The organism is Amycolatopsis albispora (assembly GCF_003312875.1).
Lineage (GTDB): Bacteria > Actinomycetota > Actinomycetes > Mycobacteriales > Pseudonocardiaceae > Amycolatopsis > Amycolatopsis albispora.
Window position 1 is genome coordinate 2,494,122 of sequence record NZ_CP015163.1, and the last position, 15,821, is coordinate 2,509,942.

The 15,821-nt window shown below is 71.8% G+C and carries 15 protein-coding genes; 9 read left to right on the forward strand and 6 right to left on the reverse strand.

Features of this window, described 5'->3' with window-relative positions:
* Positions 1 to 4: 4 nt before the first annotated feature.
* Together A4R43_RS11650 and A4R43_RS11655 are read left to right on the forward strand one after the other, a co-directional pair.
* Entirely contained in the window at positions 5 to 1,957 is a 1,953-nt protein-coding gene (locus A4R43_RS11650) for a hypothetical protein (RefSeq protein WP_236809198.1), read from the forward strand.
* Positions 1,954 to 3,453 (forward strand): hypothetical protein, encoded by a 1,500-nt coding sequence (locus A4R43_RS11655; RefSeq protein ID WP_113692356.1) that lies wholly within the window; start codon positions 1,954 to 1,956, stop codon positions 3,451 to 3,453. The genes A4R43_RS11650 and A4R43_RS11655 overlap by 4 nt, the downstream gene beginning before the upstream one ends.
* A gap of 10 nt (positions 3,454 to 3,463) precedes the next feature.
* On the opposite strand, the gene A4R43_RS11660 is transcribed toward A4R43_RS11655, so the two are convergent.
* The gene (locus A4R43_RS11660; protein ID WP_418190816.1) at positions 3,464 to 4,567 is read right to left on the reverse strand and encodes a J domain-containing protein; all 1,104 of its coding nucleotides are present in this window, start codon (positions 4,565 to 4,567) and stop codon (positions 3,464 to 3,466) included.
* A gap of 147 nt (positions 4,568 to 4,714) precedes the next feature.
* Here A4R43_RS11660 and A4R43_RS11665 point away from each other — a divergent pair, with 147 nt between their 5' ends.
* Entirely contained in the window at positions 4,715 to 5,962 is a 1,248-nt protein-coding gene (locus A4R43_RS11665; protein WP_113692357.1) for an SGNH/GDSL hydrolase family protein, read from the forward strand.
* On the opposite strand, the gene A4R43_RS43925 is transcribed toward A4R43_RS11665, so the two are convergent.
* The 3 genes from A4R43_RS43925 to A4R43_RS11680 all read right to left on the reverse strand — a co-directional run bounded on the left by A4R43_RS43925 (position 5,959) and on the right by A4R43_RS11680 (position 9,521).
* On the reverse strand, positions 5,959 to 6,810 hold the full coding sequence (locus tag A4R43_RS43925; protein WP_236808920.1) for a 1-aminocyclopropane-1-carboxylate deaminase/D-cysteine desulfhydrase: 852 nt from the start codon (positions 6,808 to 6,810) through the stop codon (positions 5,959 to 5,961). The genes A4R43_RS11665 and A4R43_RS43925 overlap by 4 nt on opposite strands.
* Complete coding sequence (locus A4R43_RS43930) at positions 6,807 to 8,171, reverse strand: MFS transporter (RefSeq protein ID WP_113692359.1); 1,365 nt, start codon at positions 8,169 to 8,171, stop codon at positions 6,807 to 6,809. Before A4R43_RS43930 ends, A4R43_RS43925 begins: the two co-directional genes overlap by 4 nt.
* Positions 8,172 to 8,258: 87 nt before the next feature.
* Entirely contained in the window at positions 8,259 to 9,521 is a 1,263-nt protein-coding gene (locus A4R43_RS11680; RefSeq protein WP_113692360.1) for a glycoside hydrolase family 16 protein, read from the reverse strand.
* A 204-nt stretch (positions 9,522 to 9,725) separates the two neighbouring features.
* On the opposite strand from A4R43_RS11680, the gene A4R43_RS11685 reads away from it, so the two are divergent.
* A complete protein-coding gene (locus A4R43_RS11685) occupies positions 9,726 to 10,205 on the forward strand; it encodes a universal stress protein (protein WP_162788412.1) in 480 nt (159 codons plus the stop codon).
* 6 nt (positions 10,206 to 10,211) lie between these two features.
* On the opposite strand, the gene A4R43_RS11690 is transcribed toward A4R43_RS11685, so the two are convergent.
* Both A4R43_RS11690 and ku read right to left on the reverse strand, forming a co-directional pair.
* A complete protein-coding gene (locus A4R43_RS11690; RefSeq protein WP_113692362.1) occupies positions 10,212 to 10,409 on the reverse strand; it encodes a hypothetical protein in 198 nt (65 codons plus the stop codon).
* Between the two features lie 56 nt (positions 10,410 to 10,465).
* Entirely contained in the window at positions 10,466 to 11,329 is an 864-nt protein-coding gene (gene ku, locus A4R43_RS11695) for a non-homologous end joining protein Ku (RefSeq protein WP_113692363.1), read from the reverse strand.
* Positions 11,330 to 11,468: 139 nt separating this feature from the next.
* Between ku and A4R43_RS11700 the strand changes: the two genes are divergently transcribed.
* The 5 genes from A4R43_RS11700 (at position 11,469) to A4R43_RS11720 (ending at position 15,775) form a co-directional block, all read left to right on the forward strand.
* Positions 11,469 to 12,143: a TetR/AcrR family transcriptional regulator gene (locus tag A4R43_RS11700; RefSeq protein WP_113692364.1), complete on the forward strand. Its 675-nt coding sequence runs from the start codon at positions 11,469 to 11,471 to the stop codon at positions 12,141 to 12,143.
* Between the two features lie 123 nt (positions 12,144 to 12,266).
* A complete protein-coding gene (locus A4R43_RS11705) occupies positions 12,267 to 13,166 on the forward strand; it encodes an ATP-binding cassette domain-containing protein (protein WP_113692365.1) in 900 nt (299 codons plus the stop codon).
* A 3-nt stretch (positions 13,167 to 13,169) separates the two neighbouring features.
* Positions 13,170 to 13,883 (forward strand): hypothetical protein, encoded by a 714-nt coding sequence (locus tag A4R43_RS11710; RefSeq protein ID WP_113692366.1) that lies wholly within the window; start codon positions 13,170 to 13,172, stop codon positions 13,881 to 13,883.
* A gap of 12 nt (positions 13,884 to 13,895) precedes the next feature.
* Positions 13,896 to 15,071 carry a sensor histidine kinase gene (locus A4R43_RS11715; RefSeq protein ID WP_113692367.1) on the forward strand — a complete coding sequence of 392 codons (1,176 nt, stop codon included), beginning with the start codon at positions 13,896 to 13,898 and terminating at the stop codon, positions 15,069 to 15,071.
* Between the two features lie 5 nt (positions 15,072 to 15,076).
* A complete protein-coding gene (locus tag A4R43_RS11720; protein WP_113697512.1) occupies positions 15,077 to 15,775 on the forward strand; it encodes a response regulator in 699 nt (232 codons plus the stop codon).
* Positions 15,776 to 15,821: the final 46 nt, after the last annotated feature.

Consider the following 15,821-nt stretch of genomic DNA (forward strand, 5'->3'; position numbering starts at 1 on the left):
CGGGATGGCGAGCCTGCGGCACGCGATCGAAACGGTACCGATCCCCGGTGCCCCGCCCCGCCTGTCCCACAACGGCGCCGCGGTCGGCCTGGCGCTGCTCGACACCGCGCTGCGGCTCAACCACGTCCGGCGGCTGACCGAGCGGCTGACCGTGGTCGAGCACGGCACCGCCCGCCGCACCACCGACGTGGACATCAGCCTCAAGCTGCTCGACGAGGGCCAGCGGCAGGCGACCGCGGACCTCCAGGACCTGATCGGCAAGGAACACGGTGAGCGCACCGCGTCGCGTCCCGGCGGCACCACGCTCTGGGTGCCGATCGCCCGCCTGCCCCGCAGCAGCGTCTCCCCCGTCGACGTGCACGACGGCACCGGCGAGCAGCTGCCGCGGCTGACGCAGCACGAGACCTCGCGACTGCTCGCCTCCGGCCTGTACCGCCTGCTGCGCGGGATCCTGGCCAGCGACGAGCACGCGCATTCGCCGAAGCAGGACCTCAGCGCGTTCCTGTTCCGGCTGCACGAACCGCGCTGGCTGGTGCAGCGTGCGCTGCTCACCCTGCTCACCGAACGCGACCACCCCGCCGAGGAGTTCACCCACGAGCCCACCGAAGGGCTGGTGGCCGGGCACGGCAGGCAGTGCCGTGACATGGCGCTGCGCATTCTCGACGGTTACGCGCACCTGCTGCGGGAGTACGCGCAGCTGCTCGACGTGGCGGTCCGCGACTACCTGCTGGTGATCGCGCTGGACGACACCGTGGACGAGCACCGGCTGAGCTACGAGACCCCGTTGTACGTCAGCGACGACCGGCCGCGCCGCTTCGCCGAGTACTGGCGCCGCGTGCGCGCCAGCCACAGCGGCTACTTCGCGCGCTACGACACCACGATCCCGGCCACGCTGCGGTCCTACCACCTGGTGGTGCGAACCGCGCCCGAGGTCGACCTGACGCGGCTGTACCTGACCACCGACGCGGACGGCCCGCTCGCGCGCAGCCTCGCCGCCGACCTGAAGTCGCTGGCCAAGCGCCCGCTCACGGCCGGGAAGTCCGCCGCGGGCAAGATCCTCGAACTGCAGACGCAGACCGTGCTGCGCCAGCTCGCCGATCTGCTGCGGCGCCGGAAGTGGGAGGCCAGCCGGTCCGGCGTGGAGCTGGCGGAGGCCGCGCTGCCGGTCACCCACCGGCTGGCCGCCGCCGCGACCACCGGCGACGCGGTGCGCCTGGCGGGCAACGACGTCGACAACGCACTGCTGCGGCATCCCGCGGTCGACGCGGAGAACCTGCGGGCCGCCGCCGAGGAGGTGACCACCCGCGAACTCGGCCAGGACCTGGTGGTGGTCGGCAACATCACCGACAACCAGGCGCAGGCGTACTGGCGGCGCTCGGCCGGTGCGGGCGGTTACGGCGAGCAGGTGCGGATCCGCGCCGGTCTGGTGCTCAAGGATTCCGGGGAGGCGGGCCCGCGCAGCGTCATGTTCTACGCGCTCGCCGTGGCCGCGACCGCGTGGGGACTGGGCTGGTTGCTGGTCGGCAGCCCGCTGCCGTACGGCCGGGAAGCCACCGAGGCACTGGGCAACGTCGGTGACGGGCAGTCGGTGATCACCATGCTGCTGCTGGTCCCCGGCTTCCTCTACACCCGGCTCGCGCTGCCACCGCGCCGGTCGGTCGCCGCCTACCTGCGGACCCTGCCACGCACGCTGGGCCAGCTCTGCATCGTCTCCCCCGCCGGGCTGGCCGCCGCGATCGCCGCGCAGAGCAGCGGTGAGGTGGTGCAGGTCTTCCTCACCATCGCGGTGGTCCTCCCGGTGCTGACCGCGCTGATCCTGTTCAGCCTGCGGTCGTGGCGGGACGAGCGCATGCCGCTGAGCCGGATCGGAGCACCGAAATGGGCCGGAAACGGGCCGATCACCAGGAAACAGCTGCCGCCGAACGTCCGCTTCGGCCCCGAAGGCGGCCTGAAGTGAGCGAAACCTCGGTCCGCAACATCGCCGACCTGGCCAGGGCCGGGTTCGAGATCGCGCGGCAGTCACTGACCAAAGTGGACTACGAGGTGCACCACGTGGCGGCACGCGTGGGATATCTGCGTGAACTGGCGCTGTCGCCGGATTCGGTGTTCGTGGAGACCCTGTGCTCGGCGGCGAACGGCGGTGGCGTGGTGATCGGCACGCGCACCGGCGCCGCCACCGAAGGCCAGGACCAGCCCGGCGGCGGCTCGCGCCCGGAACCGCTCGCCGACGGCTGGCTGTTCCGGCACACCGCGCTGCCGAACCCGACCTTCATCTACGAGTCGGCCCGCACCTTCGAAGGACTGGTGGTGCTGGACCGGCAGCCCGGCGAACCGCGGAACTGGCACGGGATCGCGGTCCGCGACCTGACCAAGGAGATCTCCGAGACCGCGGCCAGGGTGGCCGGCGCGCCGCTGCTCACCCTGCAGTGCCCGGCCCAGCTGCCGACCGTGGTCAAGACGCGCGGGCACGATCTCCGCACCCGCAAGGAATCCCCGTCGCCGTGTTCCTCGCTGGCGGTGCGGTTCTCGATCGCGTTGTCGGACGCCTCCGCCGAGCGCCGGTTCGAGCTGGGCGACCGGCTGCGCGCGCTGTGCGAGGACTACGGCTTCGGGTTCTGGCTCGCCGACACCCGGCCGGGGCACCGGCCGGGCAACTGGTTCGAGGTCTGCCGTGACGTGCGCCGGGCCGAACCGGCCGAGGCCGAACCGATGCGCACCTGCCTGCCGCTGACCTGCGCGGGACCGGCCAGGGTCGGCTCCACGCACGCGATCATCGCCTTCCTGCAGCGGTACCCGCAGGTCGGCGTGGCCGCCTGCACCGGGACCTCGCTCGACGACCTGGCCTTCATCCACCTGCAGCTGTCGATCGAAGGGGTGAGCGCGGACCGGCTGAACAAGATCCTGGCCAAGCTGCTGGCCGCGGACCAGGTGCCGTCGCGGCCCCACGAACTGCTGCGCAAGCTGTTCTTCCGGCTCGGCCTGCACGCCATTCCCGACGAGCCGGCCGATCGCGAGCGCACGCACCCGGCCAGCGACTACCAGACCTTTCTCGGCCCGGCGTTCACCTGCCGCCCGCCCGCCGCGGGCGAGATGATGGCGGTGTGGGTGTCGTGGCGGATCGCCTTCTCCGGTGACGGGCTCGCCGCCCCGCTGGACTGCCTGTACGGCGCCTTGCGGGAGGTGCTCGGCGAGGACGCCGAGGCGGTGTCGGTGGAGTACCTGGTCTGCCGGGCGACCGAGCAGTCCGTGGTGCGGGGCAAGGGAAAGCTCGGCGTGCCGCGGGCGGTGGTGGACCGGTTCGGCGGCTCCGCCGTGGAACGCGGCGAGTCGCGGCTGTGCGCGCGGCTGGAGGACGCCTGGAAGCACCAGGCCGACCAGTCCGAAGTGGACGGTATTGCCGAGCTGACGGTGGCCTGGCGCGAAGCCTGGCTCGGGCACTGGACCTACAGCTGAGCCCGCGCGCTCAGACCACCTGGGCGCGGACCGCGCGGAAGGCGGCGGGGTCCAGCGCGGCGGGCTTTTCCGCCAGCCAGTCGCCGATCTCCAGCACGAACTGCTCCGGCGTCATCGGCGGCGCGATCCAGTCGTCGTCCTCGGTGGTGATCTCGCCGGGGCGGTTCGGGTAGAGCACCATCGCGCCCCGCACCTCGACCTCGGGCAGCAGGTCCTCGAAGGCGGCGATCGCCTCGGGCAGCTTCGTGCCGCCGCCGCGGAACCGGTTGCCGTTGCGGGTCAGCTCGCCCATTTCGTCGAGCGCGTAGTGCCCCGGCGGCCACACCTTCGACTCGATCAGCACCAGCCGCCTGCCGCACAGCACGGCGTGGTCGGTGTCGGCGAACACCGAGCCGGGCCACGCCAGGCTGTGGAACACCCGCAGGCCGGGGAGCTTGGTCAGGTAGCGATCCAGCAGCTCGGCGGTGAGCCGTTCACCGATCTGGTCGGGGTCCTCGCCGGTGCGGCCGAACACCGCCGCGTCGCCGAACTCCGCGGTCAGTTCCTTCTCCGCCTTGACATCGGCGGCGTACCCGCTGGCCAGCCAGGCGCAGGCGGCGCTGACCATGGCGGCGAGCAGCACCCAGGCGACCACCACCGGCGTGGTGACGTCGAGCGGCAGCAGGATCGGCAGGCACAGCGCCAGTCCCCCGGCCGCGACCAGCGCCCACGGCGCGTGCCCGCGGCCGTCTCGCGGCAGCCGGTCGCCAGGGGCCGCCACCAGCGGCCACCACGGGATCTCCTCGGGGTCGAGGTGCGGGCAGACCGGCTCGTACTCGTCCTCGAACTCCCAGCGGCGGTACCGCGCGGGCCGCACCGGTTCGGGCGCCTCGTCGGGTTCCCACGGCTCGCCGAAGTCGTACTCCGCACGGCGTTCCGGGTCCGCCAGCGTCTCGTAGGCCTCGCGGAGCTGCCGGAACGAGTCCGAGGTGCCACCGGCGTCCGGGTGCATGGCCTTGGCCAGCGCACGGTACGCCGACTTGATCTCCGTCGCCGACGCGCTCTCGGGGACCCCGAGCAGCTCGTAGTAGTCGACCCCTTGCACGGTCTGCCGCACCTCCTGCGATCGCGCCAACACGATATGGGGTCGTGTCCGGCGCCGTGCCGCCGGACACGCCATGGCAGGCTTTCCCCCGTTGGCCGTGATGGCGGTTGACGATCAACGGCGGGCGCCGGAAAATCAAGATCCGGCACCGCAGCCACCGGCCTTGAGGGGATCGGCATGCCAGCTCGCGCGTCTTCGCTCCGGTCCTGGTTCCGCCGCGGCACGGTGTTCGCCGCCGCCGGACTCCTCCTGCTGACCGCCGCTCCCGGCGCGTCCACCGCGCCGGAAGGGCGCACGGGCCCGGCGTGGGTCGGTTCGTGGACCACCGGGGTCACCGTCGCTTCGCCGGGAACCGGGCTGACCGGGTTCACCGACACCACGCTGCGCCAGGTGGTGCACCTTTCGGTCGGGGGCAGCGAACTCCGGCTGCGGTTGTCGAACGTGTTCGGCAGCTCCACGCTGCAGATCGGTGCCGCCACGGTCGCCCTGCAGCACGCCGAGGGCGGCTCCCGGGTGGACGAGGACACGCTGCGGCAGGTGCGCTTCGGCGGCGAGCGGACGACCACCATCCCGATCGGCGCGGAATGGGTGTCCGACCCGATCGACCTGACCGTGCCCGACGGCGCGAACCTGACCGTGTCCCTGCACCTGCCAGGGCCGACCGGGCCGCTCACCCAGCACCGCTCGGCGTTCGCCACGAACTGGACCACGCCCGGCAACGAAACCGCCGCCGAGGGCACCGGGTTCACCCCATTGGGTACTTCCTGGTTCCTGCTCGACGCGGTGGACGTGCGGACGGTGAGCGCGGGCTCGGCGGTGTTCTTCGGCGACTCGATCACCGACGGCGCGATCACCACGGTGGACCGCAACCACCGCTACCCCGACCGGGTCGCCGAGCGCGTGCTGGCGAAACCGGAGCGGGCCGAGTACGGCGTGCTCAACGCCGGCATCGGCGGCGCGCGGCTGCTCACCGAGCAGGGCCCGGCCGGGCAGAGCGCGATGACGCGGTTCGACCGCGACGTCAGCGGCCAGAGCGGGGTGCGCGCGGTGGTGCTGCTGCTGGGCATCAACGACATCGGCGGCACGCGGGGCGCGGTGCTCGCCGAGGACCTGATCTCGGTGCACCGGCAGTTCATCGCGCGGGCGAAGTCGCTGGGCCTGAAGGTGTACGGCGCGACGCTGCTGCCGTTCGAAGGCGCCGGGTACTACACCCCCGATGGCGAGGCGGACCGGCAGGCGCTCAACAAGTTCATCCGCACCTCCGGCGAGTACGACGGCGTGCTCGACTTCGACCGCGCCACCGCCGATCCCGCGCAGCCCACGCGCCTGCGGGCGGCCTACGACTCCGGTGACCACCTCCACCCGAACGACGCGGGCATGGAGGCGATGGCCGCGGTGGTACCGGTCGACCGGCTGGTCCGCTAACCGGCGATCACCGCGACGATCCTGGTGCCGGGCGCGAACTTCCCTTGCCGCACGAGGTCGTACAGGCCGTACATCATCTTCGCCTCGTAGACGCGGTCGAGCGTGAGGCCGTGCTTCGCCTCGAATTCGCGGATGAATCCGGTCAGGGCGTTGTTCTGCTTGGCATAACCGCCGAAGTGGTAACCGAGTTCGATGCTCCAGTTGCCCGTCGCCTCGCCGAAAGCGGCGCGCTGGAGGCGGGCGACGTCGTCGCGGAGGAAGCCGCCGCCCTTGAGCACCGAGAATCCCAGCGCTTGCCGATCGGCGGGCAACGCGCGCGCGATTCCGGCCAGGGTGCCGCCGGTGCCGCAAGCACAGCAGACCACGTCGTACGCGAAATCCAACTCAGCCACGATTTCGGTGCAGCCGCGGACGCCGAGCGCATTGCTGCCGCCTTCGGGGATCAAATGGAATTCACCGAAACGCGCCCGCAATCCGGCGAGGAACTCCGGGTCGTTCTTCGCCCGGTAGGTGGTGCGGTCGAGGTAGTGCAACTCCATTCCGCGTGCCACCGCGTAGGCCAGGGTTTCGTTGAGCGGCAGGTGTTCTTCGCCGCGGATGAAACCCGTGGTGCGCAGGCCGAACCGGGCGCCCGCCGCGGCGACCGCCCGGATGTGATGGGAATACGCGCCGCCGAAGGTGACCACCGCACCGCATTCCCGTGCCGCTTCGATGTTGCCCTTGAGCTTGCGCCACTTGTTGCCGGGGAATTCGGGATGGATGAGGTCGTCGCGTTTGAGGAAAACCGTGACGCCGGTGAGCAGTTCGTCGCGGAGTTCGGTGACCGGCGACGGGAGCCGTGGCTTCACCCGCGCCACAACCGCCGGTACAGCACGAGCGACGCGACACCGAACGCGGCGAGCAGGGCGAAGGCCCAGGCCAGCGCGCCGGTCGCGGGGAGGCCGAGCGAACGGGCCAGCGAATAGGTACCGCCGCCGACGAACCCGGCGATGGCGGTGGCCGAGACCTCGGCGAACGCGACCGCGGTCGCCACCGGGAGCACCCGATCGGACGGCAGGTCGTCCATCGCCGAAGCGGAAAACCGCGGATAGGCGATGCCCATCCCCATGCCGGCGACGAACCAGCCGCCGATCAGCACGGCCAGCGCCGGGGTGCCGCCGATGGCCACCTGCGTGAGCAGCGCGGCGAGCAAGCCGAGCGTGGTCAGGATGAGCCCGGTCACCTGCGGTTTCGGGCGCAGGTGGTCGAACAGTTCCGGTTTGAACCCGGTCAGCGCCCAGGCGAGCAGCCCGGCGCCGACGGCCGTGGTCCCGGCGACGATGCCGTGCCCGAGCCCGGTGATCGCGGCGAGCGAAACGATGCCCGCGCCGCCGAAGAAGCACAGCGACAGCAGGTGCAGCAGCGTGACCTTGCCGAGCCGCACCGGTTCCGGCCCGATCTGGAGCCGGAGGATCCGCAGGCTCGCGACCATGGCGAGCAGGCAGCCACCGGCCAGCAGGGCGATCCCGGCGCCACCACGCGGCACGGTGGCCGTGGTCGCCAGCAGCAGCCCGCCCAGCAGCGCGGCCGACCAGAGCGGCGACGGCGGCACCGACGTGCTGCGCTTCCACGGCACCAGGCCGATCTGCCTGCCGATCAGGAACCGCCCGGTGAGCACCAGCACCGCGGGCCAGGCGAGCGCGGCCCGCCAGCCCCAGGCGACGGTGACCGCGGAGTTGATCACCGGGCCGATCATCGACGGCAGCAGCCACATCATCGCGAACAGCCCGTAGACGCGCGTGCGTTCCTTGTCCTCGAACAGGCCGCCGAGAATCGACAGCCCGAATCCGGCGAGCATGCCGCCCGCCATTCCGCGCACCACGGAACCGGCCAGGATCATCGGCATCACCACCGCGCCGACCGACAACACCGTGCCCACCACGTACAGCCCGGTCGCCGTGGTCAGCAGGCCGAGCGGCCGCAGCCGCGCGAACGGCGCGGTCCCCAGTGCCAGCACCAGGATCTGGGTGAAGGAACCGGCGGCGAGCGTGGCGCCGTACAGGCTGGTGCCGTGCAGTTCCGCCGCGGCGATCGGCAGCACCGAAGAATAGGAAATGCTCTGGACGGCTCCGCCGAATTCGGTGAACAGCAGCGCGATCAGCAACCAGCCACGGCGTCCCGAGAAAATCGCCCGCAGGCTGGTGCCCTCGGTGACCTGCTTCTGCCCCATGGTCCTCCATCGTGCCCGACGAAGCGCACGCGGGGCAGGGCCGGGGGTCGCCCGGCCCTGCCCCTCTGCTTCCCGCGGACGCCGTTGTCAGGCGGGAATGTTCCATTTCTGGTTGGCCGCGCCGGTGCAGGTCCAGATCTGCGTCCTGGTGCCGTTCGCGGCGTTTCCGCCGATCACGTCCAGGCACTTGTCCGCGGCGATGTTCACGATGTCCTTCGCCGCCGGGGTGGCCCAGCGCTGCGCGCCGGTGCCGTTGCAGTCCCACAACTGCACCACCGCGCCATCCGCGGTGGATCCGCCGGAGACGTCCAGGCACTTGCCGAGCGCGCGGATGCTGCCGTCACCGGCGATCGTCCAGTGCTGCGCGGCGTTGCCGTTGCAGTCGGTGATCTGGACCGGGGTGCCGTTGGCGGTGTTCGCGCCCGCCACGTCGAGGCACTTGCCGCCGAGACCGGTGATCTGGCCGCCGGAACCACCGCCGCCGCTGGTCACCCGCACGTAGTCGACCAGCAGCTGGTTCGGGAACGGCGTGCTGCCGTCCGGATCTCCCGGCCAGTACCCGCCGACGGCGAGGTTGAGGATCATGAAGAACGGGTGGTCGAACACCCAGCGATGGCCGTTCAGATCGGCGGGCGTGCGCGTCTGGTAGACGTTGCCGTCCACCGACCAGGTGATCCGGTTCGGCGCCCAGTCGATGGCGAAGGTGTGGAAGGCGTCGGCGAACCGGCCGCCGATCGAGTACCCGGCACCGATGCCGCCCGCGCCCGAATAGCCCGGACCGTGGAGCGTGCCGTGCACGGTGGACGGCTCGAACCCGACGTTCTCCATGACGTCGATCTCGCCGGATTCCGGCCAGCCGACGCTGCCCAGGTTGTCGCCCAGCAACCAGAACGCCGGCCACATCCCCTGACCGTGTGACATCTTGATGCGGGCTTCGAACCGGCCGTACGCCTGGGTGAACCTGCCCGCGGTGTTGAGCCGCGCGGAGGTGTACTCGCACCGGCCGTACCAGCACTGGTAGTTGCCGGGGTTTTCGCGGCGCGCGGTGATCACCAGGTTGCCCTGGCCGTCGTGGACGGCGTTGCTGGTGCTGTTCGTGTAGTACTGCCGCTCGTGGTTGTTGACGTTGTCACCGGTTTCCAGCTGCCACTTGCCGCCGTCGACCGGCGTGCCCGCCGGGAGGTTGAACTCGTCGGCGAAGGTGGTGGCGAGCGGGGTCGCGGCGGGGACTGGGCTGCCGCCCGCCGGGGCGGCGACGGCCAGGCTGGCGCCCGCGGCGACGGCGAGCACCGCGGCGGCCCAGCGGCCGGATCTGCGTTTGCCGGGGAGATTACGGGGAAGGACGGACATCGCGCACACCTTTCGCTGCGGTGGCACTACCGGTGGGGGACCGAACGGGGGAAGGGAGTGCAGGCCACCGCCCGCGTGAGGCGACGATGCCTGCGCGAATCACTTTTGCCGTGATTGGCGAAAGTATGCGTGGTTCATGCGAAACCCGCAAGGCTCCGGTCGGTTACTTGCCCCCGCGTGCGCCAGGCGTACGGTGAGCACACCATGAACAGCGAGGCGCGCATCCTGATCGGCTTCGACGGCACGCCCACCGCGGAACACGCGATCCGCGAGGCGGCCAGGCTGCTCGGCGCCCGGCGCGCGCTGGTGGTCACCGTCTGGGAGGCCGGGCAGGCGTTCTCCCCGCTGAACCTGCCGATCAGCGGGCTCGAAGGCGCGCCGGTCACGGTGGACGTCCGCACCGGCCTCGAAGTGGACCAAGCCGCCTACGAAACCGCGCGGCAGCTGGCCAGGGCGGGTGCCCGGCTGGCCGTGGAGCACGGCTTCGACGCCACCGGGCACGCGGTGGCCGACGACGTCACCGTCGCCGACACCCTGGTGCGGCTGGCCGCGGAAACCGGCGCGGCCGCCGTGGTGGTCGGCGCGCACCGGCACGGCGGGCTCAGCAAGCTGCTGCTCGGCAGCACCTCGTCGGCCGTGATCGAGCGGGCGGGCTGCCCGGTGGTCGTGATCCGCGGCGAATGACCCCGCTCAGGCGCTGAGCAGGCGGGTTTCGGTTTCGGCGCAGGTGCAGCCGCCGTTGAGGCTCTGGCAGTCGATGATCAGCAGGTGGCGGGCCCGGCCCAGATCGGCGCACCCCGGCTCGGTGCACTCCGCCGAGAACTCGGCGTGCAGCACCAGGGTGCCGTGGCAGTGGTCGAGACCCGCGGAACAGGTCGCGCATTCCATCGTTCCTTGGTACCACTCCGGCGCGCGCGGGTCCGCGACCACCTCGCGGCGTGTCGTCAGGCGCTCTTCTTCTTCGCCGTGGTCTTGCGCTTCGGCTTCTCGGTGCTCGCCGTGGTCGCCGTGGTTTCCGTGTCGGCCTTCCGGCTCTTCTTCGCCTCGCTGACGCTGGCCTGCAGCGCGGCCATCAGGTCGACGACCTCGCCCTCCTCGGCGGGTGCCGCGACCGTGGTGGTCTCCTTGCCCGCGGCCTTCGCCTCGATCAGTGCTTCGAGCGCCTCGCGGTAGTGGTCGCGGTACTTGTCCTGCTCGAACACCGGCTCGGACAGCGAGTCGATCAGCGAACCGGCCATGGCCAGCTCCTGGTCGCGGATCTGCGGCGGCTCCTCGTTCAGGAACGGGAAGTCGGCGGCCCGCACCTCGTCCGGCCACAGCATGGTGGTCATCACCAGCACGTCACCGATCACCCGCAGCAGCGCCAGCGACTCGCGCTGGCGGACCGCCACCTTGGCGATCGCCACGTGACCGGACTTGTGCAGCGCGTCGCGCAGCAGCACGTACGGCTTCGCCATCGACTTCTGCGGTTCGAGGTAGTAGGTGCGGTCGAAGTAGATCGGGTCGATCGACTCCAGCGGCACGAACTCCACCACGTCGATGGACTTCGAAGTGGACAGCGGCAGCTCGGCGAGGTCGCTGTCGGTGATCACCACCATCTCGCCGTCGTCCAGCTCGTACCCCTTGGCGATCTCGCTGTAGGGCACCTCTTTGCCGTCGATCGTGCAGAACCGCTTGTACTGGATGCGGCCGCCGTCCTCCTCGTGCACCTGCCGCAGGGAGACGTTCTTGTTCTCCGTGGCCGCGTACAGGTGGATCGGGATGGTGACCAGCCCGAAGGACACCGAGCCCTTCCACATCGCGCGCATCGTTTCCCAACCCCTCCACAACGACCGGACGGCACAGCTGTCGCTCAACGTTACGCCGTCAGGGGGTCCCGGCGGAACCTCCTGATCACCATGCGTGTTCCAGGTCCCGGGCATGCCTTTTTCACGTACCATCGCTACCGTGGACACGCGAACGTCGATACTCACCGCCGCGGCCGACCTGCTGGCCGCTTCCCCGGTGTCCGATGTGTCCACTCGCGCGGTCTGCGAGGCGGCCGGGGTCGGCGCACCCACGCTGTACCGCCATTTCGGGGACAAGGAAGGCCTGCTCTCGGCCGTCGTCGACCACGGCTTCGAGCGGTACCTGGCCGGGAAGCGCGCCGCGAAGGCGTCGGACGACCCGGTGCGGGACCTGCGCGACGGCTGGGACAGCCACGTCCAGTTCGCCGTGCGGAACCCGGCTTTCTACCGCCTGATGCACTCGCCGGCGGTGACCACGCCCCCGGAGGCGGCGGCCGAGGCGATGCGGTTGCTGACCGGCGTGCTCGAGCGGTGCGCGGCGGCGGGCAGGCTGCGCGTGCCGCCGCCGATCGCCGCGCAGATGGTGATGTCGGCCAACGTCGGCTTCGCGCTGATGGTGCTCAGCCAGCCGGAGTCCTTCGACACGGCGAACTCGGCGCGGGTGCGCGACGCCATCCACGCGGCCATCCTGACCCGCGACCCGGCCCCGGAAACCGGCAGCGGTGAGATCGCGGCCGCGGCCACCCGCCTGGCCGCGCTCCTGCCGTCCACTTCGGACTCCCTCTCCCCCGCCGAAACCGCCCTGCTCCGCGAATGGCTCACCCGCCTGGCCTGAACCGGTGTCCTCCCCGGGTCGTAGGCGCAGCTCCTCTCCCGGGACGACCAGGTGCGGCTCGCGCGCCGACGTGCGGGAGCCGCGCACGCGGCACGGTGGTCGTCGAGGCGGAAAGGAGCTTCGATGATCGAGACCACCGGGCTGACCAAGCGGTACGGCCCGAAGAAGGCGGTGGACGACCTGTCGTTCACCGTGCGGCCCGGCCGGGTAACCGGGTTCCTCGGGCCGAACGGCGCGGGCAAGTCCACCACGATGCGCATCATCCTGGGCCTGGACCGGCCCGAATCCGGGCGCGCGCTGGTGAACGGGCGGCCCTACCGGGACCTCAAGCACCCGCTGCGCACGGTCGGCGCCCTGCTCGACGCGCGCTGGGTGCACCCGCAGCGCTCGGCGCGCGCCCACCTGGAGTGGCTGGCCGCGGCCAACGGCATTCCCCGCACGCGTGCGGCCGAGGTGCTCGACATGGTCGGGCTGACCGAGGTCGCCGGCAAGCGCGCGGGCGGGTTCTCGCTGGGCATGTCGCAGCGGCTCGGCATCGCCACGGCCATCCTGGGTGATCCCGGGGTGCTGCTGTTCGACGAGCCGGTGAACGGGCTCGACCCGGAAGGTGTGCTGTGGGTGCGGAAGTTCCTGCACCGGCTGGCCGGCGAGGGGCGCACCGTGCTGGTGTCCAGCCACCTGCTCGCCGAGATGGCGCTGACCGCGCAGGACCTGGTGGTGATCGGCAAGGGCAGGCTGATCGCGCAGTGCGCCACCGACGAGTTCATCAGCCGCGCCGCGGAGAACGTGGTGCGGGTGCGCACGCCGCGCACCGACCTGCTCGGGGCCGTGCTCGGCGGCGAACGCACGGCATACGCCCGCGACGGCGACGCCCTGCTGGTGTCCGGAATGGACAGTGCACGGCTCGGCGAGCTGGCCTTCGACAACGGGATCGCCCTGCACGAGCTGAGCCCGCAACGCGGCTCGCTGGAAGAGGCGTTCCTCCGGCTGACCGGTGACGCGGTCGAATACCAGGCGGTCTGAACCATGAACCTGCTCGCTTCCGAACGCATCAAGCTGCTCTCCACCCGCTCGCCGTGGTGGTGCCTCGTCGCCGCCTTCGTGCTGGTGGTGGGCACCGCCGGGCTGATGGCGGCCGCCGGGGACAGCGAACTGACCGTGCCGGCCACGCAGAACGGCACCAAGCTCGCGCTGGCCGTGGTGGTGGTGCTCGCCGCGCTGGCGGTGACCACGGAGTACCGCTTCGGCACCATCCGCGCCACCTTCCAGGCCGAACCGGCCCGCGGCCCGGCGCTGGCCGCCAAGGCGGTGGTGGTGGCCGTGGCCGCCGGGCTGGCCGGGCTGCTCGCCGGGCCCGCCGCGTGGCTGACCGCCGAACTGCTGGCGCCGGACCGGACCGCGGCGCTGGCCGCGGGCGGCGACTGGCGCACCGTGCTCGGCTCCGGCCCGCTGTACGCGGTCTCGGCGGTGGTCGCGGTCGCCGTCGGGATCCTGTTGCGCCAGACCGCCGGTGCGCTCGCCCTGCTGCTGGTCTGGGTGCTGCAGGGCGAGATGCTGCTCGGCCTGATCCCGGAGTTCGGCCCGGCCGTGCGCGACTGGCTGCCGTTCCGCGCGGGGGCGCAGTTCGTCAGCGCCGACGGCGGCCCGCTCGGGCACTGGGGCTCGCTCGGCTACTTCGCCACCTTCGCGGTGGCCCTGCTCGCCATCGCGATTTCGGTCGCGAAGCGGCGGGACGCGTAGTTAGGTAGCCGGGTGCGGAGGCTGCTGTCCTGGGTGCGGGCCCGCCCGATGGTGACCGACTGGTTCCTCGTCGGGCTGCTCGCGCTGCTCTCATTGCCCCCGGTGGTGCTCTCGCCGTACGCGAGCTGGAACGTGCGGGTGTTCAGCGTGCTGCTGCTCCTGCCGGTGCCGTTCCGCCGCACGCACCCGGTGCCCGCCACCGCGTTCGGCCTGGCCGCGCTCGCCGGGCAGATCGCCTTCAGCGGGGCCCGCGACACCCTGCTCCCGGCCGACCTGGCGCTGGTGGTGCTGGTCTACGGGCTGGCGGTGTACGGGCCGCGGCGCGCGCTGTGGCCCGCGGTCGCGGTGACCGTGGTGCTGTGCGCGCTGTGGTCGCTCAAGCTCGCGGGCTGGACCACCGGCACGCCGGTGCTGCTGGGCGTGCTGCTGGTGTGCCTGGTCGCCACGCTGGCCGTCGCCGACGGGGTCAGCGTGCGGTTGCAGCAGCTCGGCGAGGCCCGCGACCGCGCGCGGGAGGCGCAGGAGAAGCGGGACGCGCTGGCCAGGGCCGCCGTCGCCGAGGAACGCGCCAGGATCGCCCGCGAGATGCACGACGTGGTGGCGCACGCGGTGAGCACCATGGTGATGCAGTCCGAAGGCGCCCGGCTGCTGGGACGACAGGACCCGGCAGCCGTGGACGAGGCGCTCAAGGCGATCAGCGGGACCGGCCGCGAGGCCATCGGCGAACTCCGGCGCGTGCTCGGCGTGCTGCGCGAGGCCGAGGCGAGCATCGAACCGCAGCCGGGGGCGGCGGCGCTCGCCGGGCTGGCCGACCAGACCAGGGCGGCGGGCGTGGCCACCCGGCTCGACGTGCTCGGCAGCGCCGACGGGGTGCCGCCGGGCGCGGCGATGACCGTGCACCGCATCGTGCAGGAGGCGCTGACCAACGTGCTGCGGTACGCGCCGTCCGGGGCGTCCTGCACGGTGACCGTCGACTTCGGGCAGCCCGGCGACGCGGGCCGCGAGATCCGGCTGTCCGTGGTCAACGACGCCGGGTTCGGGGCCGTCCGGGAGCCCGCTGTCGGGGGTGCCGGTTACGGTGTGCTCGGGATGCGGGAACGAGTGGCGATGTTCGGCGGCGAGCTGACCGCGGAACCGGCCGGTGGCGGGTTCCGGGTCGCCGCGCGCCTTCCGCTGGAGGCCGGGTGAATCCGGTGACCCACCGCGTGCTCATCTGCGACGACCAGGCCCTGATGCGCGGCGGGCTGCGCATGGTGGTCTCCAGCGCGCCCGACCTGACCGTCGCGGGCGAGGCGGAAAACGGGCAGCGGGCCGTCGAGCTGGCCGCGGAACTGCGGCCGGACCTGGTGCTGATGGACGTGCGGATGCCGGTGCTCGACGGCGTCCGCGCCACCGAGCTGATCTGCGCGGCCGACCGCGAGGTCAAGGTCCTCATGCTGACCACCTTCGACCTCGACGAGTACGTGCTCGCCGCGACCCGCGCCGGTGCGGGCGGCTTCCTGCTCAAGGACGCCGGTGGCGAGGAGATGCTGGTGGCGATGCGCGCGGTGCTGCGTGGCGACCGCGTGCTCGCGCCCTCGGTGATCGACCGGATGATGGCGCGCGAGCTGGCCGGGCCGCCGCGGCGCGAGCCCGATCCGAAGCTGTCCCGGCTGACCGGCCGCGAGCGCGAGGTGCTGGTGCTGGTCGCGCGCGGGCTGAACAACGCCGAGATCGCCGGGCGGCTGTTCATCAGCGTGACCACGGTGAAGACCCACCTCACCCGGATTCTGGCGAAGCTGGAGCTGCGGGACCGGCTGCAGGCGGTGGTCTTCGCCCACGACAACGGTCTCGCCGGCCTGGCTGCGACCAACCTCACACCGGACAGTGGTGGGCCCACCACAAAGAAATGAGCTGGCCAGCCGCCGCGATCGAGTGCGGCTTGTGGGGTTCCTACAA

Bases quoted from the DNA above. Each gene is read 5' to 3' on its own strand.
- A4R43_RS11650 (WP_236809198.1), top strand. From the start codon at position 5: ATGGCGAGCCTGCGGCACGCGATCGAAACGGTACCGATCCCCGGTGCC.
- A4R43_RS11665 (WP_113692357.1), top strand. From the start codon at position 4,715: ATGCCAGCTCGCGCGTCTTCGCTCCGGTCCTGGTTCCGCCGCGGCACG.
- A4R43_RS43930 (WP_113692359.1), bottom strand. From the start codon at position 8,171: ATGGGGCAGAAGCAGGTCACCGAGGGCACCAGCCTGCGGGCGATTTTC.
- A4R43_RS11680 (WP_113692360.1), bottom strand. From the start codon at position 9,521: ATGTCCGTCCTTCCCCGTAATCTCCCCGGCAAACGCAGATCCGGCCGC.
- A4R43_RS11685 (WP_162788412.1), top strand. From the start codon at position 9,726: ATGAACAGCGAGGCGCGCATCCTGATCGGCTTCGACGGCACGCCCACC.
- A4R43_RS11690 (WP_113692362.1), bottom strand. From the start codon at position 10,409: ATGGAATGCGCGACCTGTTCCGCGGGTCTCGACCACTGCCACGGCACC.
- ku (WP_113692363.1), bottom strand. From the start codon at position 11,329: ATGCGCGCGATGTGGAAGGGCTCGGTGTCCTTCGGGCTGGTCACCATC.
- A4R43_RS11705 (WP_113692365.1), top strand. From the start codon at position 12,267: ATGATCGAGACCACCGGGCTGACCAAGCGGTACGGCCCGAAGAAGGCG.
- A4R43_RS11710 (WP_113692366.1), top strand. From the start codon at position 13,170: ATGAACCTGCTCGCTTCCGAACGCATCAAGCTGCTCTCCACCCGCTCG.